The organism is Microbacterium maritypicum, from assembly GCF_041529975.1.
Classification (GTDB): Bacteria; Actinomycetota; Actinomycetes; order Actinomycetales; family Microbacteriaceae; genus Microbacterium.
This window is the reverse complement of the sequence record NZ_CP168030.1, coordinates 1,233,955-1,255,068: the sequence shown is the minus strand read 5'-3', so window position 1 is coordinate 1,255,068 and position 21,114 is coordinate 1,233,955. Positions and strand designations below refer to the sequence as shown.

Below are 21,114 nucleotides of genomic sequence, written 5' to 3'. Positions count from 1 at the left end.
GTGTCAGTTCGAGAACTCGGCGAGGATCTCGCCGTAGCGGGTGATCTCGTCCGGGGCGGTCTCGCTGGTCCAGTCCGAGAGCCCGACGAGGTCGAACATCACGGATGCGGCCTCTTCGGACGAGTCGGCGTAGCCGTCCAGCAGCTCGGTGAGCTCCGCGACGAGGTCGTCCGGAAGCGTCGAGGTGACCGCGACGCCGCCGTTGGGGATCATCTCCGTGTAGGCGAAGGCTACGACCTTCTCGGCGATGTCCGGGGCCTCTTCGGTCACGGTCGTGCGGGCGTCCCAGTATGCGAACGAGACCTCGGCGTCGCCGTTGTACACGGCGAGGACCGCGTTGTTGTTGCCTTCGACGGGCACCTGCGTGATGCCGGCATCCGTGTCGACACCCTGTTCGCGCATCGCGACGACGGGGTACTGGTAACCGGCCGGCGACGTGGCGGCCTGCAGGGCGACCTTCGTGCCGTCGGAGATCTCACCGAGCGCCTCGATGCCGGCGGGACCGGAGCCGGTCGCGTCGGCGGCGGCCTCTTCGATGCCGTTGCAGTAGGAGAGCTCGATGCCGCTGGCCGCGTAGGTCGACATGACCGGCTCGTCCTCGCAGTACTTGTCGGGGTTGTTCGTGTACGCCACCGAGGCGTACGAGGTGGCGCCGAAGCGCACGTCGCGGAGGATGAGCTCGGCGTCGTAGCGCTCGGTCGCGTTGTACAGCGATCCGGCGTCGGTGATGATGACCTGCGCCTGGTCGGTGCCGAGGGCCTCGACCGTGGCGGCGTAGTCGGAGGCGACGACCCCCTTCACCTCGATGTCGAGGTTCTCGGACAGGTACGTGGTGAGCGGGTCGAGGGCCTGGGCGAGGTCTTCGCCCTCGACCGACGGGACCAGCGAAAGGGTGATGGAGGACGGCCATTCGGTCGTCTCGTCTGCCGTCTCGTCGGGTGCGCTGCTGCTGCAGCCGGCGAGCGCCAGGACGGCGACGGCGGCGATGCCCGTGGTGAGCAAGGACTTACGCATTCGGATCGTGCCTTTCGGTGAGGGTGGTGCTGCGGGGGGTACTGGAAGCCGCAGTCGCGGCCCAGGCTTCGATGTCGCCGTACAGGTCGGCGATGGTCCGGCCGCGCATCGTGACGGCGGCCGGGGAGCGTTCGGCGGTGGCGCCGACGAGCGCCGTGGCTGCGCCCTGCGCGGCGGCCGGTGCGAGGTCGAACTCGAAGATGTCGCCGACCGAGAGCACCGGCCCCTCGGCGATCGCCGCCTGGATGATGGGGATGAGCCCCGAGGGCTTGCCGACCGTGAAGTGCAGGTCGTCGAACAGGTGAGTGATGCCCCACCCGTCCAGGACGGGACGGATGCCGGCACCGGGCGCATTGGTCGCGAGCACCAGCCGGACCCGCGGGTGGACACGGGTCAGGAAGTCGGCGAGCCCTGCCGGTGGCGCGATCGCCGCGTGCTCGGAGCCCAACAGCGCCCGCGACGACTGGTAGGCGGCCTCGAGCGCATCGGCGGTCACGCCCTGCCCGGCGGCGAGCGTGCTGATCACGTCGTAGCCGTCGCGGGCGTCGGTCTCGCCGCGTTCGAATGCGGCGAGGTCGGACATCGCGCGGTCGGCGAACGTCGGGTCGTCGGCGGAGATGGCGACGGCGCGGGCGAAGGCCTCGAGCGGCCCCGCGCCGAGCGCGATGGTGCCGTCGAAGTCGAGGACGATAGTGGGGAGCACGGTTCTCCTGGTCAGGATCGGGACGATGCGTCCATACTTACAGTCGTTTATGGACGATACGACCATCCTGTGTGAACAGTGCGTGAACTCCGATTCCGGTGCGGTCCGAACCTTGTCGCGTTCGCTGTCGCCGTTCTCTGACCACTCGCCCGGGAACACCACCCGCGGGGCCTAAGAGAACAGATAGTCCGTGGAGAGCGTGGCGAGGTCGGCCGCGAGGCCGCGAGCGGGATGTGCAGGCGGTTCCGGCCCTCGGCGGGCGTTGGGGGCTTCCCGAGCCACACGCGAGCACCAGCGCCGACGAGGCCGCCGTTGTACTGCGCGCGGTGCGTGATCGGCCGCGACTGGTAGATGCTCGCCAGAGTCTCGATGTCGCCGCTGTACCAACCGTCGAACACTTCGAGGAGGTCCAGGTACGGGACGAATTCCTTCGGCGGCCAGACGGCGTTCCCTTCGGGCAGCGGCATGGTGGCTCCTTCCGGGCGATGGTGAGGGCGTGGAGGGGCGCAGGGTGTCCTCGCCGTGGTGGAGTGACTTCATGGGATCCTTCGCGGATCCTCAGACGCGTTGACGCCCCTCCAGCCGTGGGAAGTGAAGGGCACGCGGGTCGACTCCGCCGCTTCGGGACGGGGCTACCAGCCAGCAGGGTTGAGAGACCTGGGACGTGCGGTGCGATCGTTTCGTCTTAGACGAGTGGCTCAGATCCGCTGTCCCCCATAGAGGGGACAGACACTGCGAGATCTGGGCCGATAGCTTGCGGAGATTCCTCGCTGTGTGCGGGAAATTGATCAAAGGAGATCGGTTTGAAGAAGAGATTGCGGTCACGATTGACCGCCTTGGCAGTGGCGTCTATCGCTTTTGGCGGACTCTTTGGAGTGAGCGCTGGCGTTGCGTACGCGGATGCATCTAGCAGCGTGACTCGATACCACAACGACGGCACCCTGTGCTATGACGCGCAGGCGTCCACCATCAGTGGAGTCGGCGGAAGGATGCAAACTTGGTCGCGCGGCAGCGTTTGCGCGAACAACATTGCTCACGACATTGGAGGTTCGGCCTACCTGAAGAAGTCGAACGGAGCTACATGCTCCTCGGCGTCCGCCACCTACGTGCACGGTATCTACCATCTCCGCTCAGCGACCTACAGCAGCTCAGCTTGCGGCACAGGTAGTTTCGCGGGCGGAGGGACCAGCTACGGATACGTCAGCACGGGTTACAAGAGCAAGTCAATTATGGCCCCTTACCAGGCCTTTTAAGGGATCGACAACATGAAGAAACTCGCCAAAGTTGCTATCGTTCTCGCGGTCTCGTCCGGCGCCATCGTTGGTGGGAGCCTTGCGGGGTTCACCATCGCAGTGGCGACCTCCCCAGCCCCTGTCGCCCAGCCGCAAGGCGGAGCCGAGAGCGTGCGTGCAGTCGAGAAGTTCCCTGTAAATGAATCAGGCCAGAGTTACGGTCTCGTCGATCAGGGGCTATTGTCCGATTCATCAGTGCGGCCCCAGCTCGTTCTCGTGACCACAGAAGAAGGCGTTGACGGTTACGCGTACTACGCGGAGCTTTTCCCGGCAGCAGTCGCCAGATCCCAAAACGAAGCGAAGGCACTGAGTACCGATGAACCGTACGAGGTGCCCGTTTATGAGGTGGACGGTAAGACCCTAATCGGGATGCACACCGTGAACCGCCTCCCGGAGAAATAGGGAAGGTGTATTCTAGGGCGCAGTTGCCGACCTCCAGGCGAAGCAACTGCGCCCTACTAGAGGCAGGTGACCAAGATGGACCTGATATCAACAATCGTCGCGATGTTGCCCGAAGCGGTCGCTTGGATGCAGGGTGACCTGCCTGCGTTGTTGGCGTGGATTTGCATCGCCTTCGCGTTGATCGGTGGGTCGGCCGTCAGCATCGCGATCGCGCAGACGCGGGTGAAGCGCCCACGCTAAGGTACCGGTCTCCTGAGCCAAACGCCGCGCCGTCTCGACGACGTCGGCCAGATGCGCACATGCTGACCCTTTTCACCACAATGCGCAGAGCGCCGAGTCGGTGGCGAACACGGATCCGACGTCGCCGCCGGTGATCGCGAGACGGATGCCGAAGGTGACAGCGCAGAGCGAGATCACGAATCTGACGATGAAGACCCAGGCGAAGACAGCGGAGATCGCGTCGCGGCGGCCCATCACGCGTCCTTCCCGTAGGCGGCGTCGCGTGCTCGGCGCAGCGCGAGGATCGTCTTGTTCGCCTCGCCGCGGTCCAGAACGTCGGACCAGACCTTCACCTGGTGCTGCTCGGTGAAGTACTCGCCGATGTGCTCGTTCGTGCGCGCCGCCGCTGCAGCTTCGCGCTCGGCGTGCTCCAGGAGGCTGCGGATCTCGGCCACGGTCAGGTCGATCGCGACCTGAATCCATCTGACCTCGCGGTTCCATCCGCCATGCAGGTTCCGGCATGCAACTTCCTGTTGCACAATCGCCGGAGCGACCGTCTCGCCGTCAGGGGCGCTCGTGTCGAACGGCACGTCGGAAGGCGGGGGCACGATGCGATTGTGGGTGATCTGATCTCTGGGCATGGTCGCCCTTCCTGTGAGAGCCCCGTCACGGGGCCGACCCGGCATCGCGCCGGGAAGTACAGCGGGCCGATACGATCGGCCGCATGGAAGATGAGCCGTCGACGCGGGAGTCGAGTGACCCGGACTATCAGCGGTTGTGGAAGATGTCGTTTCGCGAACTGGCTGAAATCGAGACCGACCCCGAGAACCCCCTTCATGAGAAGGCGAAGGAGGTCGCGCGGGAGGTAATCGCGCCGATGCGACCGCTATTCGAGATTCACCCGGGCTGGAATCTGACGACGCACTTCGATTCGGGATTTGCCAAGCCCGTCGATTTCGGTCTGGGGAAGTGGGCGACGGAGTCGCTGACCGACTTTGTTTCCACATTGCCCAAGAGCGCCATCAACCCCGCCACGGGAATTCCGATGATCTACCGGACGGCGAAGGGTGAGTTGACCGCGACGGGCAGCGCCGAGGTGTCGGTCGACCTTGCGGCTGACGAAGCGCCTGCGGAGACGGCCGCGGAGGTGCAGGACGCCGTTCAGCTCGCGGCGAATCAGTACCTCGAACGCCTCGTCGACCTCCAGACAGCCCAGCGCGATCTCCAGTCGGACCAGCTGTCGCATCAGAAAGACGAAGCAGAGAAGAGCGGGGAGCGTGAGAAGTCAGGCCGCCGGATCGCATGGGCGACGCTCATCGTCGCCGTCGTGACTCTGCTTGTCAGCGTCATCCTCGGTTTGCCGGGCTTCCTGGACAATCTCGCCTCATGAACGAGACTGACCTGCCCGCCCTGTTCGTCAACGTCGGCATCCTGGTCCTGACCGGAGTCATGGCGCTCGTCGCATTCGTGCAGGCTCGGGCAGCGCTACATGACGCGGAGGCGGCCAAGAACGCGAAGAATGAAGCTGTTGCGGCGCAGAAGGCATCTGCGACTGCGCTCGTGGAAGCGAACCAGATTGCGAAGGACGCGCTCAACGCTCAGCGCCGCACTCTCCCGGCGCCGTGGGGCGTTCCTTTCAGGCTAGGAGACGACAAGTCCGGCTACGGCATCCCCAACACTTCGGGACAGGCAGTCATCGTGAACGCTCTGGATGTGGAAGGAGGTGACGTCAAGCTCTTCTTCCCGCAGGATCTGCCTGCCCACGTCGAATATGGTGACGTCCTGACCTTTACCGCGATCTCTGGCAACAGGGCTGGAGCCGGGGCTGTCGCGACGATCGGTTGGTCAGTCGAAGGCGAACCGTTCGAATACAAGACGAAGCGCCATTTCTAGCTGGTCCATTACGCTGAGCGCATGCGTCGTCTCATAGGCCGCGCGACCGCCACGCCGTTGTATCGCGGGCGTCTATGGTGAGAGCGAAAATGAGACGAGGATGGCGATGACTAAGAGCACGGTCTCCTGGAACGTCGTTTATGGACGATACGACCATCGTGTGTGAACAGTGCGTGAACTCCCGTTCCGGTGCGGGCATCCGCGCCCGCTACGCTCATCGTCGTGATCGAACGACTGGATGCCGCGGCTACCGCGCACGACGCCGCCGACGTGCTGTCGATGTTCGACTGGCTCGGTCCGGCGATCGATGCCGATGCTCGGGACGAGCGCTTCGCCCGCTGGGGCCGATCCACCGTCGTGGACGAGAACGTCGGAGCGCCGGTGCTGTCGCGGTCGACCTTCGAAGCGCTGCACGACCGCGCAGGTCTGGACTCGGCGTGGCCGGTCGGCAACGCGGGGCTGCTGCATGTGTACGGCTATCTGCTTTCGACCACGCCCACTCCGTACGGTCTGAAGCGCGATCGCTGGCTCGGCGGTGAGCTGGCCCGCGCGTGCGGACTGGCCCCCGACGCCTTCGTCCCCTGGATCGGCGAGCGCACACTCCTCGACCGCGTGACCGAGGTCGCCGAGACCCTGATAGCAGGCGTGCCGGTGCGGCGGCAACGACTCGGCGACGTGGATGCCGTCGTCGCGGTCGCCGATCGGCAGCCGCACCCCTCGGCGCTCGCCTACGCGCTCGACTCCCCCGCACAGGGTCGCCGACTCATCACGATGTTCCCCGTCGCCGACCCGACCGCGCTGCTCGCCGACCTCGACGCCTCACCCCCGCGCCTCCGTTGGAACGCCGAGGGCTGACCGCGTGACGGTTCAGAGCTGATCGAGGACGAGCTCCCCGCGCGAGTTCAACTGCTCCATCATGTGCGTGACCCGATTGGCCTCGACCTTCGGCAGCGTCGGCTTGTCGAACTCGAAGACCAACGGGATGCTCGGGTGCACCCAGATGCTCAACCGCCCCGACTGCACTTCAGGCTTCGGCAGCCAGGTCATCATGAAGCTCTCGTTGCGGCGGAGCTTCGTGCCGATCACGATCTTGAGGTGCGCCAGAGTGGCATCGTCGATCTCGATCGCGGGGCGCGAACTGTTGTACTCCAGAGTTCCCATGAGAAGAACTGTACGCGCCGTCTAGCCGAGCTCGTACTCCGGACCTTCGGGTGCGTCGAGGGGCGGCCCCGAGGGGGACTCGACCGCGCGGGTGAGCGCCTGCAGACGACGGACCAGTTCGGGATCCTCCAGCTCCGGCCCGCTGCCGCTGATCGCCTTCGCCACGATCTGGCTGGCCGGACCGATCAGGAACTTCGCCGACACGACGGTGCCGTCCTGCTCCCGCACCGGTATCTCGATGATCTCCGCGCGCTCCTCATCGCCCAGCGCGCGCCCGTACGCCAGCAGAGCGTCCGCGATGTCGTCACCGGTCAGGAACTCTTCGCCGCCATACAGGATCGATTGCATAGTGCCGTTCTACGGCACGAGCGCTGCATCCCCGCGCCCCTTGCCCGCTCACCCGTCGGATGCTAGCGGCACGCGGCGCCGGTGCCGCGCAGTCAGTCCTCGACCACGGCGAGCTCTTCGCGCAGAAGAGCGGCACCCGCGCTGAGCGCGCGCAGCTTGCCACGTGCGACGTCACGAGGCAACGGCGCCAGGCCGCAGTTCGTGCTCGCCACGAGCTTGTCGGCATCGACGAAACGGAGCGCGTCGCGGAGGGTGTCCGCGACCTCTTCCGGCGTCTCGATGGTCTCGCTGGCGACGTCGATGGCTCCGAGCATGACCTTCTTGCCGCGGATGAGTTCGATGAGGTCGAGGGGGACGTGGGAGTGGTGACTCTCGAGCGAGATGGTGTCGATGCTCGAGCGCTGCAGCAGCGGGAACGACGTCTCGTACTGCCGCCACTCCGCGCCGAGGGTCGCCTTCCAGTCGGTGTTCGCCTTGATCCCGTAGCCGTAGCAGATGTGCACCACGGTCTCGGCGCGCAGCCCCTCGGCCGCCCGCTCGAGCGCCGCGACTCCCCAGTCCCGCACGTCGTCGAAGAACACGTTGAACGCCGGCTCGTCGAACTGGATGATGTCGACGCCCGCGGCCTCGAGTTCTCTCGCCTCCTGGTTGAGGATCGTCGCGAACTCCCAGGCCAGCTTCTCGCGGCTCTTGTAGTGGCGATCGTAGAGAGTGTCGATCATGGTCATCGGACCGGGCAGCGCCCACTTGATCGGCTGGTCGGTCTGCTGGCGGAGGAACTTCGCATCCTCCACGAACACGGGCTTCTCCCGACCCACGGCACCGACGACCGTCGGCACGCTGGCGTCGTAGCGGTCGCGGATGCGGACGGTCTCGCGCTGGTCGAAGTCGACGCCGGAAAGGTGCTCGATGAAGGTCGTGACGAAGTGCTGGCGGGTCTGCTCGCCGTCGCTGACGATGTCGAGGCCCGCGAGGCGCTGCTCCTGGACGGCGATGCGCAGCGCATCCTGCGTGCCCTCGACCAGCGCCTCCCCCTCCAGCTTCCAGGGAGACCAGAGGGTCTCCGGCTGCGCGAGCCAGGACGGCTTGGGCAGGCTGCCGACGATCGCGGTGGGAAGCAGCGTGTTCATGATCGGCGATTCTCCGGTCATCATCCGACGGAGACCAGGGAGGCTGCGGAACTGCCGGCGGCCCACTGCTCGAGCAGCTCACCGTGCGGCTTCATGAGGTGCTCCTCCGTGTACTTCCCCTGCTCGGCCGCGAGCCGGCTGCGCTCGTCGCGGTCGTAGGCGATCTTCGTCACCGAGTAGTCCTGCTGCTCCAGGCTCGGCTGATAGATCTTCGCCGCGGCCGAGTTCGCGTTGTAGATCTCCGGTCGATAGATCTTCTGGAACGTCTCCATCGTGCTGATCGTGCCGATGAGCTGGAGGTTCGTGTAGTCGTCGAGCAGGTCGCCGCGGAAGTAGAACGCCAGGGGCGCGACACTGCCGCGTGGCATGAAGTACCGGACGGAGAGACCCATCTTCCCGAAGTACGCGTCGGTCAGCGACGGGTCCTTCTGCTCGTATTCGACGCCGAGGATCGGGTGGTGGTTCTCGGTGCGACGGTAGGTCTTGCTCGTCGAGACGCTGATGCAGATCACGGGCGACACCGCGAAGCGCTCCCGGTAGGCGGTCGAGTCGAGGAAGTGCTGGAAGAGCTTGCCGTGCAGGTCGCCGAAGTCGGAGGGAACGGTGAACCCTCCTGCCGCTGCCGTCGCGGCCGGAAGCCGCACACTGAAGTCGAAGTCGCGCACGTAGGACGAGAAGTTGTTCCCCACGATCCCGTGGCTGCGCTTTCCGGTGAGGCGGTCGACGATCTGGATGTCGAGGACCTCGAGCAGCGGAAACTCCTGGTCTTCGCCCGCCGCGGCGAACTGGACCGCGACGGAGACGATCTCGAGTTCGACGGTGTAGCGGTCGCCGTGCGGGTTGTCCCACTCGGCGAGATCGTTGAATCGACGGTCGATCATCGACAGGGCGTTGCGGAGGTTCTGCTGGCGGTGCTCACCGCGCGCCAGGTTGGCGAAGTTCGTGGTGATGCGGGAGTTCTCCGACGGCGAATAGTCCTCGTCGAAGCGGGTCGTCGTGATGCGGAACGTGAAGTCGTGGGCCATGAGGTTGCCAATCGGTGAGCTGATCGGCCGGGCTCGGCCTCGCGAAAGGGGGTGACTCCATGGTGCGGTGCAAGCCGCCCTATCGAGAAATGCGCTGTGACTATGCCGTGGCATAGTCTGTGCCTATGGCCAAGCGTTCGAGCGGCATCACCCTGCAGCAGCTCACCTATTACATCGAGGTCGCCGCGGAAGGATCGATCAGCGCCGCCGCCGACCTGCTCTACGTCGCGCAGCCCACGATGTCGGCGGCGATGAAAGACCTCGAGAGCCGGGTGGGCCGTGTGCTCCTCCTCCGCTCCGCGCGCGGAGTGACACTCACCACGGATGGTGTGGAGTTCCTCGGCTACGCCCGGCAGGTCGTCGAGCAGGTCGCGCTCCTCGAGCAGCGCTACCTCGACCGGCCGCCATCTCGACGCCTGCTCGGAGTGTCGACGCAGCATTACTCGTTCGCGGTCGACGCGCTGGTGCGGATGGTGAAGGCGACCTCGGCGGCCGAGTACGAGTTCTCGCTGCGGGAGACGCGCACGTGGGACATCATCGAAGACGTCCGCACCCTCCGCAGCGAGTTGGGGATCCTCTACCGCAACGACTTCAACCGCAACGTCATCGACAAGCTGCTGCGCGACTCCGGGCTCGCGTTCCACCCGCTCTTCGTCGCGGAGCCGCACATCTTCATCTCCCGCAAGAATCCCCTCGCATCGCGGGATCGCGTGACCCTCGACGACCTCGCCGAGGTGCCGCGCCTGACTTTCGATCAAGGTGCGAACAACTCGTTCTACTTCGCCGAGGAGATCCTCTCCACCCTCTCGAGCCCGCAGGACATCCGCGTCTCCGACCGCGCGACGATCTTCAACCTCATGATCGGTCTCGACGGGTACACCATCTCGACGGGCATCATCAGCGACGACCTCGATCCCGAGATCGTCGCCATCCCGCTCGACGTCGACGAGCGCATCGAGATCGGCTGGATCGGCCGCTCCGCGATCCCCCTCACCGAGCAGGCGCAGCGCTACCTCGCCGAGCTGCGGACCGTCGTCTCGGGGTTCGGGGTGGAACTGCTCGGGTGAGCCTGTCCCTCGCTATGCGGCTTTCGGAGCGCCGCGCTAGGTTGAGCAGTCGAACCACTCCCTGACCGGAAGGCAACAGCACATGCGCGTCACTCCTCGCGTCTGGATCGGCTTGACGATCTACGTCGGTTACGTCGTCGTCATCTTCGTCGTGTCGAAGCTCAGCGGGGTGGCGTACACCGACATCGGAAAGTCCGCCGAGTTCACCTGGCGCGGCGCGGTGCTCGATCTCGCTGTCGGCGCTGTCCTCCTCGCCATCACCACCTGGGCGATGGGGTGGTGGAAGCCTGCGCTGTTCGAGCGGAAGCGATCGCACCACAAGTGGCCGATCTTCGTTCCGGTGCTGATGCTCGTCGTCGCTGTGGTGAACCTGTTCAGCACCGAATGGTCCCAGTTCGACACGTCATTCCTCCTGTCCCTGCTCGCCCTCGGAGTCGCCGTCGGATTCTGCGAAGAACTGATGTCGCGAGGGCTCCTGCTGACAGCGTTCCGCTCACGCCTATCCGAGGTCTGGGTCTGGCTGCTCACCTCGATCCTCTTCGGCGCGATGCACCTGCTCAACGCCGCCCTCGGGGCCCCGCTCCCGGGCACTCTCGGTCAAGTGGTGATCGCCGCCATGTCCGGCACCTGCTTCTACATCGTGCGACGGGTCACCGGCTCTCTCATCTGGGCCATGGCACTGCACGGACTCTGGGATATATCCGTCTTCGCCGTCGGCTTCGCCCCCCCTCAACGGTGCCGGGGCGAGCATCCTGGCGCCCGTCATCGGCATCCTCGCTGTCGTCGTCGTCCGCTGGGTGATCAAGGGAACAGATGAGAAGCCGGTCGGAGCAACGACCACCGCACCCGCACAGGCCTAGCCCGCCAGCGCGAATCGACACCCTCGATCAGCAGCTCGACCAGCGGCTGCGGCGGCCTCGGCCGCGCGCGGGCGTGGCGATCTTCCGCCCCTGGGCATCATCCACCTACTCTTTCGCTGGGGTCTCGGGTGCGTGCTGGCCGCGCTCTGCGAGGTAGGCGGCCGCACGGCGCTTCAGGTCGGAACGATGCGGTTCGCGCATGAGCTGGATGCTCTCGTACACCGAGCGACCATCCTTCGCCGTTGCCCGCAGATCGAGGTGCGGCTGTTCGAAGAACACGTCGTAGAACGGTGCCAGCGTGGCATCCGAGAACTTCGCCTGACGGGCGATGGTGAGCAGCGGAGTGCGGAACCGACCGGAGAAGTGATTGATGTCGGCACCCGCCTCGATGAGCCGGCGCAGCAACGGCACCTCCGCCCGCACGTCGTGGTCACCCCGGCCGAGCAGGGCGTGCAGCACGGTGTTCCGCTCGCCACCGACCCCGGAGAGGGCTGTGGCATCGGCCCCCTCGTCGAGCAGGAACGAACTGATCGCCACGCGCGCAGACAGGTCGCCGTTGGTCAGAGCGCGGTGCAGCAGGGTCTGCCCGTCACCGAAGTCACGCCCGGCGTCGCCCGGCTGGAACGCGGCGACGAACTCGTCGAAGGAGGCGTTCGCCGCGAGGAACCACACGTCGGTGCTCATGCGGCACCGCCCTCGGCCTGGCTGTGGGAGACACGGAAACGGGGACACATGCGCACCACGCTAGCCGACCGCCACGAGGGCGCCGACCACCGAAGCCACCCCGACCGCGAGCGTCGAGGAGCGGTATCAGGAACAACTGGCGAGCAGCGTCTCGAGTCTCGTCGACCCGATATCCCCGCTTCCGGCGGCGGCACCGACGATACCCGCCGGCACCACGCTCGGCGACAGCGAATGGGCTGTCGTCGGTCGGGAGTGGCCCTCGGGCCAGACCACGGCGATGAATGCGGTCCAGCTGGTCCTGTCCGATGGCTCCCTCGCCGATATTCCGATCATCGTCGGCGGCCTCGTCGCAGACCGACGCGTTCTGCGCACGGGCTCTCCAATCCGGAGATCAGTGAGCGCCTGCACCTCACTCCGGCGACGGTGAAGACCCACGTCAACCGGGTCGTCGCGAAGCTCTACCTCAGAGACCGCGCGCACGCGGTCATCCTCGGGTAGAAGCTCGAGGTGCTGTAGGTCCTCTTCCGGCTGAATCTACGACTCCTGATCAGGATGCACGGCGGCACTCGCCTCGAGCTCGCGTAGGCGTTTCAGCTGCGCCCACGGCCAGAAGGGGATCCACGCGATCGAGACGATCGAGGCCCCATGATCATCGAAGCGATATCCACACGGAAGCTCAGCGACAGACTCACGGGTGAAGCGCTCGTCAGCGGCGACGTCCGCCCCGTGCGTGATGACGTGTGGGAAGCACTCGAGGCACTTCCGGCGGGCGATCGCGAGATCATCCAGCTCGTCCACTGGGACGGGTTCTCCCTCGCAGAGGCGGCGAAGGTCCTCGGCAAGAAGCCCGCGACCGTCCGCAGCCGATACTCGCGGGCACGCGCGAAACTTCGGGCCGACCTCACCCTTGAGACCGACTCCTAGGCGCTTCCTCGGCGGGTCGCGATGCCATGAGCTTCATCAAGGTGCCCATGGCCTCCCCGGACACGGAAAAACCCCCTCACAAGGAGGGGGTTTCCATGGCGGTGACGGTGGGATTTGAACCCACGGTAGGGGGTTACCCTACACAACTTTTCGAGAGTTGCACCTTCGGCCGCTCGGACACGTCACCGCGGAATAGCTTACGCGACGCGGGGCGAGCGCGCGAATCGAGCGATGCGGGTCACCAGGCGGCGGCGACCTCGGCGTGGGTGCGCAGGATGCCCTCGGTCGAGCCGGCGGGTGCGCGGCCGATGCCGCACTCGGTCGCGACGCCGAACTCGGCCGCGTACGGGGATGCGGCGGCGATGCGGCGCGCGGCCCCCTCGGCGCCATCCTCCCGGTGCACGAGCCCGAGGTACAGCTCGTTCACGGGCGCGAGGTCGGCGAGCGGCGCGAAGTAGGCGGCGTCGTCGTGGGCGATCGGCACGGGCAGGTGCAGCCACGTCAGCGGGCGGGCGGATGCCGCGGCCACGGCGTTCGCGTAGCGCACCAGGTTCGCAGCATCCGTCGGCTCGAAGAAGTGCTTCTCCCCCGCATCGCCGTAGCAGAGGTGCACGCCCACCTCGACTCCTGCGGGCACGGCGTCGACCAGCGCGGCAAGACGCGAGACGAGACCGTCGAACGGGTCGCCGGGCCACCACGCCTCCATGACCGCGCCGTAACCTGCCGCGCGCTCGATGATGCCCATCTCACTCGCGACGTCCCACTGCACGGCGAGGTCCTCGTGCGGGATCGCGGCGAGGATCTCATCGAGCTCGCGGACGATGGCCGCCGTGTACACGGGCTCGATCGCAGCCCGGTCGTCGCCGTGGAAGAACGAGGAGATCACGGCCAGCGGGGTCGGCAGCGACACCTGGAATCGGATGCCGGCGGGCACAGCCCCCTCAGCGCGGAGGCGCGTGAACACGGCGTACGACTCGATCGCAGCGGCGGCGTAGCCGAGCGGCGGCAGCACGATGCTCGCGGCATCCACTCCCTCGGCGATGCGCAGGCCACGCGCGTCGATCCCCGCGGGGAACGGGATGGGCTCGTCGCCGATGCGCTCGATGCCGTCGGCCCGGCCGATCACGTCGGGCTGGAACATGATCCAGTGGAACCGCTTGCCCACCTCACCGTCCGGGATGCGGCGAAGCCGGTCGCCGAGAAGCTCTGCCGCCGTGCGCATCGTGGTCTCGGCGTCGTCGAAGTTCACACTGCCCACGAGGAGGGCGCCCTGCGGCTGAGTCATGCCCTCAGAATATCGGCGCGCAGGACCGGCACCCTCGCGCTTTTGCACGGCAGGATCCCTCCACGAGAGCGGGAGATGCGGGTTAGGATTGCCTAAGAACCCGCCGCCTGTGGGGGCAGCGATGACGGGAAGGGTACTCATCATGGGCTTCATCACGTCCGAGGCACTGGCCGAGACGGGCTACGTCGTCCTCGACGACCACACGTCGGCCGCCGATCCGGCCGAATGGCTCGATCTGGAGTACGTCGGGTGGCGCTCCTCGGGCATCACGCGCTTCGCCCCGCTCACCAGCTACGCGGGCGACGTCGACTGCAACGGCTTCTGGAACCACACCCCGCCGCGGGCCGACAAAGACGGCGTCTGGGTCGAGTCGCAGATCGCGATCGCCCCCACGCTCCAGCGCCGGGCACAGGAGCCGGGCGCCGGCATCGGCCGCTGCCGCGTGATCGAGCTGCAGCCCAACGAGTACGCCGACGCGATCTACAACCTGCATCAGGACGACAACAACCGCCTCAATGAAGAGGGAACCGGGTGGGTGGTCCGCGGGTTCTTCAACCTCTCGGACGACACCGAGTCGATGCTGATCCTGCGCTCAGACCGCTTCGACCCGGCCACCGAGATCCGCCTGCCGCTGCGCGCGGGCTCGCGCATCATCGTCGACACCCAGCGCTTCTGGCACGCGGTCTGGCACCGCGGCACCGCCCCGCGCTACGCCCTCATCACGTCGTGGACGAGCGGACCCGAGCTCGACGCGTACATCGCCGCGAACCACGGCGACCCGCATCCGCCGACCGTCGACCTCGACCCTCAGTTCGTCGACGACGCGCAGGTCGAGCTGCACCGCCGCATCGAGGAGCGCCGCCGCGCCTTCGAAGCGCAGGGCATCGTGATGGAACCGCCCGTCGACATGAGCGTCTGACCGCTCGTGTCCGGAACTCCCGACGCTACCCTCGGCTCATGACCTCCGCCGCCGTGCTCACCGTGTCCGATCGCGGTGCGGCAGGCACCCGCGCCGACACGGCCGGTCCCCTCGCCGTCGCCGCGCTCCGCGAAGCGGGGTTCGACTGCGCCGACCCTGTGATCATCCCCGACGGCGCGGATGCCGTCGAGCAGGCGCTGCACGAACTCCTCGCCCACGGTCTGCGGCTCATCGTCACCACCGGCGGCACCGGCATCGCCGCGCGCGACGAGACCCCCGAGGGCACCGCACGCGTGCTCGAGCGACAGCTTCCGGGAATCCCGGAAGAGCTGCGGCGGCAGGGTGCCGCGAGGTTCCCCGCCGCGATGCTCAGCCGCGGCCTCGCCGGCACCGCGCAGGGCGCGCTGATCGTGAACCTGCCCGGCTCCCCCGGCGGCGTCGCCGACGGCATGCCGGTCATCCTGTCGGTCGCCCCGCACGTGATCGCCCAGCTCGACGGAGAGGACCACCGATGACCGTCACCCTTGCCGCGATCAGCGACACAGCCCTGTCTCTCGATGCGCACCTCGCCGCGGTGGACGACGCCCGCGCGGGCGCGGTCACGACGTTCCTCGGACGCGTCCGCGACCACGACCCGGATGCCGCCGGCGAGGTCGTCGCCCTCGAGTACTCCTCGCACCCGGATGCCGAGCGGATCCTTCGCGACCTCGCCGAACGCGCCGTCGCCGCAGGTGTCAGCGGAGAGGCGATCGTCGCCGTGAGCCACCGCATCGGCCGCCTGCCCGTCGGCTCGGCCGCTGTCGTCGTCGCGGTCGCCGCCGCACATCGCGACGAGGCGTTCGTGGTGTGCCGCGAGATCATCGAGGCCATCAAGCGCGAGCTCCCGGTCTGGAAGCGTCAGGTCGAGGCCGACGGCACCACCGCCTGGAAGGGTATCGGCGGCTGAGCCTCAGCCTCCGGCGAACGGAGGCAGCACGTCGACGGTCCCCACCCCCGCCAATACGAAGTCGTCGTCCACCCTGGCGCCGTCGACGAGCAGCGCACAGCGGTCGAGGATCGCTCCGAGTGCCGGATGCGCGTCCACCAGCTCGGCCCGCAGCGCGCCGAGGGTCACCGCATCCGTGGGCTCATTCGCCCGGCCCGCCGCATCCTCCGCTGCCGCGAAGTAGCGCACCGTCGCCATCAGCTCTTCCCCTCCGCGGCATGCGCATTCGCGAGCTCGACGATCGCCGCCACCGCCGCCCTCACATCGTCGGACGAACCGCCGGCGCGACCGGCGACCAGACCGGCGACGAAGGCACTGAACGGCGCAGCCGGGCGCGCGACCCCGTTCGCGACGTCTCGGGCGAGGTCGAGGATCAACGCGACCGGCACATCCTCCTCGCCCAGGTCGAATCGTTCACGCAGCTCCGCCGCCCAGGCGTCGAGCGCCTCCGGAGGAAGGGTGCGACTGTTCTCGGTCATGGCGTCTCCTCGATTTCCTCTCGTGCGCGAGCCAGGTCGGCGGGCGAGTCGATGTCGGCGGTGGTCCCCTCCTGGTCGACGACCCACTCGATGGCGAGACCGCCGAGGAGGGCGTGGACGGAGGCATCGCGGTCGGTCGTGATCACGTCGAGCGCGCCGCGGACCGATGCCGTGCGATACAGGCCGGCCAGCCACTGCGGCTGCCCGTCTGCAGAGAACACGACACCGTCGACGGATGCCGCTGCCCCCGCATCATCGGCGCGGTGGGAGAGCAAGCCGTGCACGACCGCATCCGGTCGCGCGAGGTCCCCGGCGAGGATCAGCACCCTCTCCGCCGGCATCCGCGCGAGTCCCGCAGCGATCCCCGCCACCGGGCCGCCGAGCGGCGGCTCCTCCCGCGTCCAGACCACGTCGGCCGACTCCTCGAGCACCGGACCGACCGCCACGATCGGGCCCACACCGGCATCGACCAGCGCCTCCACGGTGCGCGTCAGCAGCGATCGCCCCTCCAGCGTGAGAAGAGGCTTCGCGATGCCGCCCATCCGGCGACCCTCGCCGCCGACGAGCAGCACGGCGCCGACCCCGGCGTGCGACGACGTGGTCACTCCCCCGGCCTCCGCCAGGAACCGCTGCGCCCACCCTCCTTGGCGACGATGCGCACGTTCTCGATCGTCACCGCGCGGTCCACACCCTTGATCATGTCGACCACGGCGAGCGCCGCGACCGAGACGGCGGTGAGCGCCTCCATCTCGACCCCGGTGCGATCGGCCGTGCGCACGGTGGCGCTGATCCGGATCCCCGCGTCTTCGATGTCGAGGTCGACGACCGCGCCGTGCACGCCGATGACATGTGCGAGCGGCAGCAGTTCGGGCGTGCGCTTGGCCGCCTGGATGCCGGCGATGCGCGCCACCGCGAGCACATCGCCCTTGGGCACCGTGCCGTCACGGAGCAGTGCGACCGTCTCCGGCGCGCAGCGCACGAAACCCGCGGCGGTCGCGGCCCGCAGGGTCGGCTGCTTCTCGGTCACATCGACCATGCGCGCATGGCCGGCCGAATCCAGATGGGTGAAGGTCATGACAGCTCCAGCACGTCGATGAGGTCGCCGATCTCGACCTGTTCGGTCTCGGCGGCGACGATGGCATAGGCGGTGGCGGCCCCGAGGCCGACCGCGAGGTGCGAGCCGGATCCCCCGCGGGTCGCCGGATGCACGCGGCCCTCCGCGTCGATCACGGCGGGCAGATACTGACGACGACCGGGAGGGGTGCGCCATCCGGTGCCCGCGGCGAGACGTCTCCGTGGGCGATGGATATCGCGGCGACCCTGCAGGCGCAGCAACGCCGGCCGCACCAGCACCTCGAAAGAGACGGCCACGCTCACCGGATTGCCGGGCAACCCGAACAGCAGCATGCCCGCGTCCGTCGCCCCGAACCCCTGGGGCTTGCCCGGCTGCATCGCGACCTTCACGAACTCCATCGCGTCGCTCAGACCCTGCCGCACCGGCTCGTATGCGCCGGCGCTCACGCCCCCGGAGAAGATCACGGCATCGAGCCCGAGCGCGGTCGCACGGGCCACAGCCTCGGCAGGACCCGCACCATCGTCACCGACGACCTCCCGGAACACCACCTCGGCCCCGACCTCGGCCACGAGCCCGGCGAGCAACAGCCCGTTCGATTCCGGAATCTGCCCTCGGGCCAGAGGCTCCCCCGGCGGGACGAGCTCGGCGCCGGTCGAGACGATGGCCACCCGCGGCCGCGGGGCGACGGCGACCCGAGCGATGCCGACGGATGCCAGCGCGGCCAGCTGCCGGGCGCCGAGCAGCGTGCCCGGCTCGAGAACGACGGCGCCGACCGCGGCATCCGCCCCCGCCCGCCGCACATGCGCGCCCTCCGCCGCCGGTGCGCGAACCACCCGGATGTCCCCCAGGGAGTCGGCGAGGCCACCCACGGTGTCTTCGAAAGGCACGACTGTGTCGGCCGCAGCCGGCACCGGAGCGCCGGTCATGATGCGGGCGGCCGTGCCCCGAGCGAGTGGTGGATCCTCCGCGCTGCCCGCCGGGACGTCCGCCACGACGCGCAGCACCGCCGGACGCTCCGAGGATGCCGTGGCGACGTCGGCGAAACGCACCGCGAAGCCGTCCATCGCAGAGTTGTCGAACACGGGGACGGGGTTCTGCGCGCGAGCAGGCTCCGTCAGCGTGAAGCCGACCGCCTCGTCCAGAGTCCGGGTGACCGCCGGACGAGTCCGCACGGCGGCGAGCACCACGGCGAGCTGCTCTTCGACCGTGCGCATGCCGCTCATCGCGCGCTCCAGGCGTCCATGCCGCCGGTCAGCACCACGGCGTCGGCCCCGGCGTCCCGCAGGGCTGCCGCAGCGCGCACTGCCCGCAGTCCGCGCTGGCACACGACGACGATCCGGCCCTCGGCGGAAAAGGCCTCGGGACGACCGAGTACTTCCGCCAGCGGAGCGTGCCGGGCTCCGGGGATCGCGCCGGTGGCGATCTCATCCGCCTCGCGCACATCGAGCACGAACGCTCCGGCGGCGACCTCGTCGTCGAGTGCGTCCGCGGCGACGTGAGGTACCGCCGGGCGCGCGGGAACCGAGGTCGCCGCGCTGGTCGTCGCCGCACCGGCCGTCTCCGCGCGCCCGCGCAGCGGAACCTCACTCATCCGCCCCCGCAGCGCGTCGATCAGCAGCACGCGGCCGAACAGCGGCTCACCGATTCCGGCGATGAGCTTGATGGCCTCCATCGCGAGCACCGATCCGACCTGCAGGCAGAGGGCCCCGAGCACTCCCACCGTCGCGCAGCTCGGCAGCTCGCCGACCCCCTCGGGCGGATAAAGGTCGCTCAGCACGACCGGCGGCACTCCCGCAGGCGGAGCCGACCAGAACACCGTCACCTGTGCGGCGAACTCCTGCACGACACCCCACACGAGCGGCACCCGGAGCCGCTCGCACGCCGCAGCGACGAGCGTGCGGGTCTCGAACGTGTCGGAGCCGTCGATCACGAGGTCGGCACCGGCCAGCAGCACCTCGACGTTCGTCGCGGTCAGTCGTTCGCGCACGGGGAGCACGGTCGTCTCGGGTGCGAGGTCGGCCGCGACGCGCACCGCGCTGTCGACCTTCGGCGCGTCGACGTCGGCGAGCCGGTGCAACACCTGACGCTGCAGGTTCGAGAACTCGACCACGTCGTCGTCGATGACCGTGAGGGTGCCGACGCCGGCTGCGGCGAGCGCGAGCACGACGGGAGATCCGAGCCCACCCACACCGACGACGGTGACGTGGGCCGCGCGCAACCGTCGCTGTCCGATTTCGCCGAGGTCGGCGAGGACGAGGTGCCGGGCGGTCCGCTGTGCTTCCGCGGCGCTGAGTGCTGCGACGGGCTCGACGAGCGGAGGCAGCGGCATGCGCTCAGGCTACCCCGGGACGCGTGGCAGCGGGCTCTCCGAGCGCCGGAGAAATCCCCCGCCGAAGGACCGATGATGCGGCAGATCTCCGCGGATGCGGAATATGCACGGCAGATGGCCTGGATCTGCGGAACTCGCGCCTTTAGGCTCGGTCTGTGACCACCTATCGCATCGCCGAAGCCGCACGGCTGCTCGGCGTGAGCGACGACACGGTGCGGCGGTGGGTCGACCAGGACGCACTGCCGGTCACCGCCGACAGTCCCGCCCGCATCCCCGGTGCGGCCCTCGCCCAGCACGCGGTCGCCCTCGCCGCGGCCCCGCCCACTCCGGGCGATGTGCTCTCCAGCGCCCGCAACCGCTTCACGGGACTCGTCACCCGCGTGCAGATCGACGGCGTCATGGCGCAGGTCGATATCCAGGCGGGTCCCCATCGATTCGTATCGCTGCTCTCGGCCGAGGCCGTTCGCGAGCTCGATCTGCAGCCGGGGTCTCTCGCCGTCGCGGTGATCAAGGCCACCACCGTGATCGTGGAGACGCCGCGGTGAACCACCGGCTCCTCACCGGGTCGGCAGCGCTGGTCCTCGCGCTGCTGCTGGGCGGCTGCTCTGCCGTCTCCTCCGCCGATCCGTCGCCCTCCCCCGCCGAGGGAGAGCTCACCGGCGAGGTCACCGTCTTCGCCGCGGCCTCGCTGAGCCCGGTCTTCGACGAGATCGCCGCGGCCTTCACCGCGGAGCACCCGACGGTCGACGTGGCTCCGATCGTCTACGACGGGTCGAGCGTGCTCGTGACGCAGCTCGCCGAGGGCGCACACGCCGATGTCCTCGCCACCGCCGACGAACGCACGATGCAGACGCTCATCGACACCGGCCTCGCCGACGACCCGGAGCCGTTCGCGACGAACACCCTCGTGGTCGCGGTGCCCGCAGGAAACCCCGCCGGCATCACCTCACTCGCCGACCTCGCAGACGCGACCACCGTGCTGTGTGCGCCCGAGGTGCCCTGCGGGGCGGCATCGCAGACGCTGCTCGACGCCGCCGGCGTCTCGGTCACGGCGGCGAGCCTCGAGCAGAACGTCTCCGCGGTCCTGCAGAAGATCGTCGCCGGCGAAGCGGACGCCGGTCTGGTCTACGCGACCGACGTGGTGGGCGCAGACGTCGAGAGCTTCGCTCCGGAGGGCAGCGACGAGGTCGTGAACCGCTACCCGATCGTCGCACTCGACGGAGCCACGGATGCCGGAGGAGCATTCACCGAGTTCGTGCGGGGTCCGGTCGGCCGCGGGATCCTCGCCGACCACGGCTTCGGTACGCCGTGATCGGGGAT

The 21,114-nt window shown here is 68.2% G+C and carries 30 protein-coding genes and 1 tRNA gene; 14 read left to right on the top strand and 17 right to left on the bottom strand.

Translation table 11 applies throughout. From position 1 onward, the window contains the following. Positions 1 to 3 precede the first annotated feature (3 nt). Positions 4 to 1,014 carry a phosphate/phosphite/phosphonate ABC transporter substrate-binding protein gene (phnD, locus tag ACCO44_RS06025; protein WP_372468915.1) on the bottom strand — a complete coding sequence of 337 codons (1,011 nt, stop codon included), beginning with the start codon at positions 1,012 to 1,014 and terminating at the stop codon, positions 4 to 6. Then, entirely contained in the window at positions 1,007 to 1,717 is a 711-nt protein-coding gene (locus ACCO44_RS06020; protein ID WP_372468912.1) for an HAD family hydrolase, read from the bottom strand. Before ACCO44_RS06020 ends, phnD begins: the two co-directional genes overlap by 8 nt. Before the next feature lie 1,265 nt (positions 1,718 to 2,982). Here ACCO44_RS06020 and ACCO44_RS06015 point away from each other — a divergent pair. Continuing rightward, positions 2,983 to 3,411: a hypothetical protein gene (locus ACCO44_RS06015; RefSeq protein ID WP_372468911.1), complete on the top strand. Its 429-nt coding sequence runs from the start codon at positions 2,983 to 2,985 to the stop codon at positions 3,409 to 3,411. Positions 3,412 to 3,477: 66 nt separating this feature from the next. Then, entirely contained in the window at positions 3,478 to 3,651 is a 174-nt protein-coding gene (locus tag ACCO44_RS06010) for a hypothetical protein (RefSeq protein ID WP_372468909.1), read from the top strand. A gap of 72 nt (positions 3,652 to 3,723) precedes the next feature. On the opposite strand, the gene ACCO44_RS06005 is transcribed toward ACCO44_RS06010, so the two are convergent. Both ACCO44_RS06005 and ACCO44_RS06000 read right to left on the bottom strand, forming a co-directional pair. Further along, complete coding sequence (locus tag ACCO44_RS06005; RefSeq protein WP_372468906.1) at positions 3,724 to 3,885, bottom strand: hypothetical protein; 162 nt, start codon at positions 3,883 to 3,885, stop codon at positions 3,724 to 3,726. Further along, positions 3,885 to 4,238: a hypothetical protein gene (locus ACCO44_RS06000; RefSeq protein ID WP_372468904.1), complete on the bottom strand. Its 354-nt coding sequence runs from the start codon at positions 4,236 to 4,238 to the stop codon at positions 3,885 to 3,887. Before ACCO44_RS06000 ends, ACCO44_RS06005 begins: the two co-directional genes overlap by 1 nt. Before the next feature lie 116 nt (positions 4,239 to 4,354). Here ACCO44_RS06000 and ACCO44_RS05995 point away from each other — a divergent pair, with 116 nt between their 5' ends. The 3 genes from ACCO44_RS05995 (at position 4,355) to ACCO44_RS05985 (ending at position 6,378) form a co-directional block, all read left to right on the top strand. After that, positions 4,355 to 5,020: a hypothetical protein gene (locus tag ACCO44_RS05995; protein WP_372468901.1), complete on the top strand. Its 666-nt coding sequence runs from the start codon at positions 4,355 to 4,357 to the stop codon at positions 5,018 to 5,020. Then, positions 5,017 to 5,523: a hypothetical protein gene (locus tag ACCO44_RS05990; RefSeq protein WP_372468900.1), complete on the top strand. Its 507-nt coding sequence runs from the start codon at positions 5,017 to 5,019 to the stop codon at positions 5,521 to 5,523. The genes ACCO44_RS05995 and ACCO44_RS05990 overlap by 4 nt, the downstream gene beginning before the upstream one ends. A 222-nt stretch (positions 5,524 to 5,745) precedes the next feature. Next, a complete protein-coding gene (locus ACCO44_RS05985) occupies positions 5,746 to 6,378 on the top strand; it encodes an amino acid deaminase (RefSeq protein ID WP_372468899.1) in 633 nt (210 codons plus the stop codon). 12 nt (positions 6,379 to 6,390) lie between these two features. Here ACCO44_RS05985 and ACCO44_RS05980 read toward each other — a convergent pair whose 3' ends face one another. The 4 genes from ACCO44_RS05980 to ACCO44_RS05965 form a co-directional block, all read right to left on the bottom strand. After that, a complete protein-coding gene (locus tag ACCO44_RS05980; protein ID WP_372468897.1) occupies positions 6,391 to 6,684 on the bottom strand; it encodes a hypothetical protein in 294 nt (97 codons plus the stop codon). Between the two features lie 21 nt (positions 6,685 to 6,705). Continuing rightward, positions 6,706 to 7,032: a hypothetical protein gene (locus ACCO44_RS05975; RefSeq protein WP_372468896.1), complete on the bottom strand. Its 327-nt coding sequence runs from the start codon at positions 7,030 to 7,032 to the stop codon at positions 6,706 to 6,708. A gap of 92 nt (positions 7,033 to 7,124) precedes the next feature. Continuing rightward, positions 7,125 to 8,162 (bottom strand): methionine synthase, encoded by a 1,038-nt coding sequence (locus ACCO44_RS05970; protein ID WP_372468895.1) that lies wholly within the window; start codon positions 8,160 to 8,162, stop codon positions 7,125 to 7,127. Positions 8,163 to 8,182: 20 nt separating this feature from the next. After that, positions 8,183 to 9,187 carry a DUF1852 domain-containing protein gene (locus ACCO44_RS05965; RefSeq protein ID WP_372468893.1) on the bottom strand — a complete coding sequence of 335 codons (1,005 nt, stop codon included), beginning with the start codon at positions 9,185 to 9,187 and terminating at the stop codon, positions 8,183 to 8,185. A 125-nt stretch (positions 9,188 to 9,312) separates the two neighbouring features. Between ACCO44_RS05965 and ACCO44_RS05960 the strand changes: the two genes are divergently transcribed. Together ACCO44_RS05960 and ACCO44_RS05955 are read left to right on the top strand one after the other, a co-directional pair. After that, complete coding sequence (locus ACCO44_RS05960; RefSeq protein ID WP_372468890.1) at positions 9,313 to 10,254, top strand: LysR family transcriptional regulator; 942 nt, start codon at positions 9,313 to 9,315, stop codon at positions 10,252 to 10,254. A gap of 82 nt (positions 10,255 to 10,336) precedes the next feature. Then, a complete protein-coding gene (locus tag ACCO44_RS05955) occupies positions 10,337 to 11,071 on the top strand; it encodes a lysostaphin resistance A-like protein (protein ID WP_372468889.1) in 735 nt (244 codons plus the stop codon). 148 nt (positions 11,072 to 11,219) lie between these two features. Here the strand turns inward: ACCO44_RS05955 and ACCO44_RS05950 are convergent, their stop codons facing one another. Continuing rightward, on the bottom strand, positions 11,220 to 11,798 hold the full coding sequence (locus ACCO44_RS05950; protein ID WP_372468887.1) for a hypothetical protein: 579 nt from the start codon (positions 11,796 to 11,798) through the stop codon (positions 11,220 to 11,222). A gap of 48 nt (positions 11,799 to 11,846) precedes the next feature. Here ACCO44_RS05950 and ACCO44_RS05945 point away from each other — a divergent pair, with 48 nt between their 5' ends. Together ACCO44_RS05945 and ACCO44_RS05940 are read left to right on the top strand one after the other, a co-directional pair. Next, positions 11,847 to 12,296: a helix-turn-helix transcriptional regulator gene (locus ACCO44_RS05945; protein ID WP_372468886.1), complete on the top strand. Its 450-nt coding sequence runs from the start codon at positions 11,847 to 11,849 to the stop codon at positions 12,294 to 12,296. A gap of 147 nt (positions 12,297 to 12,443) precedes the next feature. Then, positions 12,444 to 12,722: an RNA polymerase sigma factor gene (locus tag ACCO44_RS05940; protein ID WP_372468885.1), complete on the top strand. Its 279-nt coding sequence runs from the start codon at positions 12,444 to 12,446 to the stop codon at positions 12,720 to 12,722. Positions 12,723 to 12,818: 96 nt separating this feature from the next. Here the strand turns inward: ACCO44_RS05940 and ACCO44_RS05935 are convergent. Both ACCO44_RS05935 and ACCO44_RS05930 read right to left on the bottom strand, forming a co-directional pair. Then, positions 12,819 to 12,909: transfer RNA gene (locus tag ACCO44_RS05935), tRNA-Ser, on the bottom strand. Between the two features lie 51 nt (positions 12,910 to 12,960). Continuing rightward, positions 12,961 to 14,007, bottom strand: a complete 1,047-nt coding sequence (locus ACCO44_RS05930) for a hypothetical protein (RefSeq protein WP_372468884.1) — start codon at positions 14,005 to 14,007, stop codon at positions 12,961 to 12,963. 142 nt (positions 14,008 to 14,149) lie between these two features. On the opposite strand from ACCO44_RS05930, the gene ACCO44_RS05925 reads away from it, so the two are divergent. From ACCO44_RS05925 to ACCO44_RS05915, 3 genes are read left to right on the top strand one after another with little or no spacing between them, the layout of a single operon-like run. Further along, positions 14,150 to 14,926: a hypothetical protein gene (locus ACCO44_RS05925; RefSeq protein ID WP_029262416.1), complete on the top strand. Its 777-nt coding sequence runs from the start codon at positions 14,150 to 14,152 to the stop codon at positions 14,924 to 14,926. Positions 14,927 to 14,964: 38 nt separating this feature from the next. Next, positions 14,965 to 15,441: a molybdenum cofactor biosynthesis protein B gene (locus tag ACCO44_RS05920; protein WP_372468883.1), complete on the top strand. Its 477-nt coding sequence runs from the start codon at positions 14,965 to 14,967 to the stop codon at positions 15,439 to 15,441. Further along, positions 15,438 to 15,872: a molybdenum cofactor biosynthesis protein MoaE gene (locus ACCO44_RS05915; protein ID WP_029262418.1), complete on the top strand. Its 435-nt coding sequence runs from the start codon at positions 15,438 to 15,440 to the stop codon at positions 15,870 to 15,872. Before ACCO44_RS05920 ends, ACCO44_RS05915 begins: the two co-directional genes overlap by 4 nt. Before the next feature lie 3 nt (positions 15,873 to 15,875). Here the strand turns inward: ACCO44_RS05915 and ACCO44_RS05910 are convergent, their stop codons facing one another. The 6 genes from ACCO44_RS05910 to ACCO44_RS05885 are packed head-to-tail and all read right to left on the bottom strand — an operon-like array spanning position 15,876 to position 19,794. Continuing rightward, on the bottom strand, positions 15,876 to 16,109 hold the full coding sequence (locus ACCO44_RS05910; RefSeq protein ID WP_029262419.1) for a MoaD/ThiS family protein: 234 nt from the start codon (positions 16,107 to 16,109) through the stop codon (positions 15,876 to 15,878). Continuing rightward, positions 16,109 to 16,390 (bottom strand): DUF6457 domain-containing protein, encoded by a 282-nt coding sequence (locus ACCO44_RS05905; RefSeq protein WP_372468882.1) that lies wholly within the window; start codon positions 16,388 to 16,390, stop codon positions 16,109 to 16,111. Before ACCO44_RS05905 ends, ACCO44_RS05910 begins: the two co-directional genes overlap by 1 nt. Further along, entirely contained in the window at positions 16,387 to 16,995 is a 609-nt protein-coding gene (locus ACCO44_RS05900; protein WP_372468880.1) for a molybdenum cofactor guanylyltransferase, read from the bottom strand. Before ACCO44_RS05900 ends, ACCO44_RS05905 begins: the two co-directional genes overlap by 4 nt. Beyond that, positions 16,992 to 17,465: a cyclic pyranopterin monophosphate synthase MoaC gene (gene moaC / locus ACCO44_RS05895; RefSeq protein WP_372468879.1), complete on the bottom strand. Its 474-nt coding sequence runs from the start codon at positions 17,463 to 17,465 to the stop codon at positions 16,992 to 16,994. Before moaC ends, ACCO44_RS05900 begins: the two co-directional genes overlap by 4 nt. Continuing rightward, a complete protein-coding gene (glp, locus tag ACCO44_RS05890; protein WP_372468878.1) occupies positions 17,462 to 18,688 on the bottom strand; it encodes a gephyrin-like molybdotransferase Glp in 1,227 nt (408 codons plus the stop codon). The genes moaC and glp overlap by 4 nt, the downstream gene beginning before the upstream one ends. Next, on the bottom strand, positions 18,685 to 19,794 hold the full coding sequence (locus tag ACCO44_RS05885; RefSeq protein WP_372468876.1) for a ThiF family adenylyltransferase: 1,110 nt from the start codon (positions 19,792 to 19,794) through the stop codon (positions 18,685 to 18,687). Before ACCO44_RS05885 ends, glp begins: the two co-directional genes overlap by 4 nt. A 155-nt stretch (positions 19,795 to 19,949) precedes the next feature. Between ACCO44_RS05885 and ACCO44_RS05880 the strand changes: the two genes are divergently transcribed. Then, entirely contained in the window at positions 19,950 to 20,339 is a 390-nt protein-coding gene (locus tag ACCO44_RS05880) for a molybdopterin-binding protein (protein ID WP_219860806.1), read from the top strand. Beyond that, positions 20,336 to 21,106 (top strand): molybdate ABC transporter substrate-binding protein, encoded by a 771-nt coding sequence (modA, locus tag ACCO44_RS05875; protein ID WP_219860807.1) that lies wholly within the window; start codon positions 20,336 to 20,338, stop codon positions 21,104 to 21,106. Before ACCO44_RS05880 ends, modA begins: the two co-directional genes overlap by 4 nt. The last annotated feature ends 8 nt before the right edge of the window (positions 21,107 to 21,114 follow it).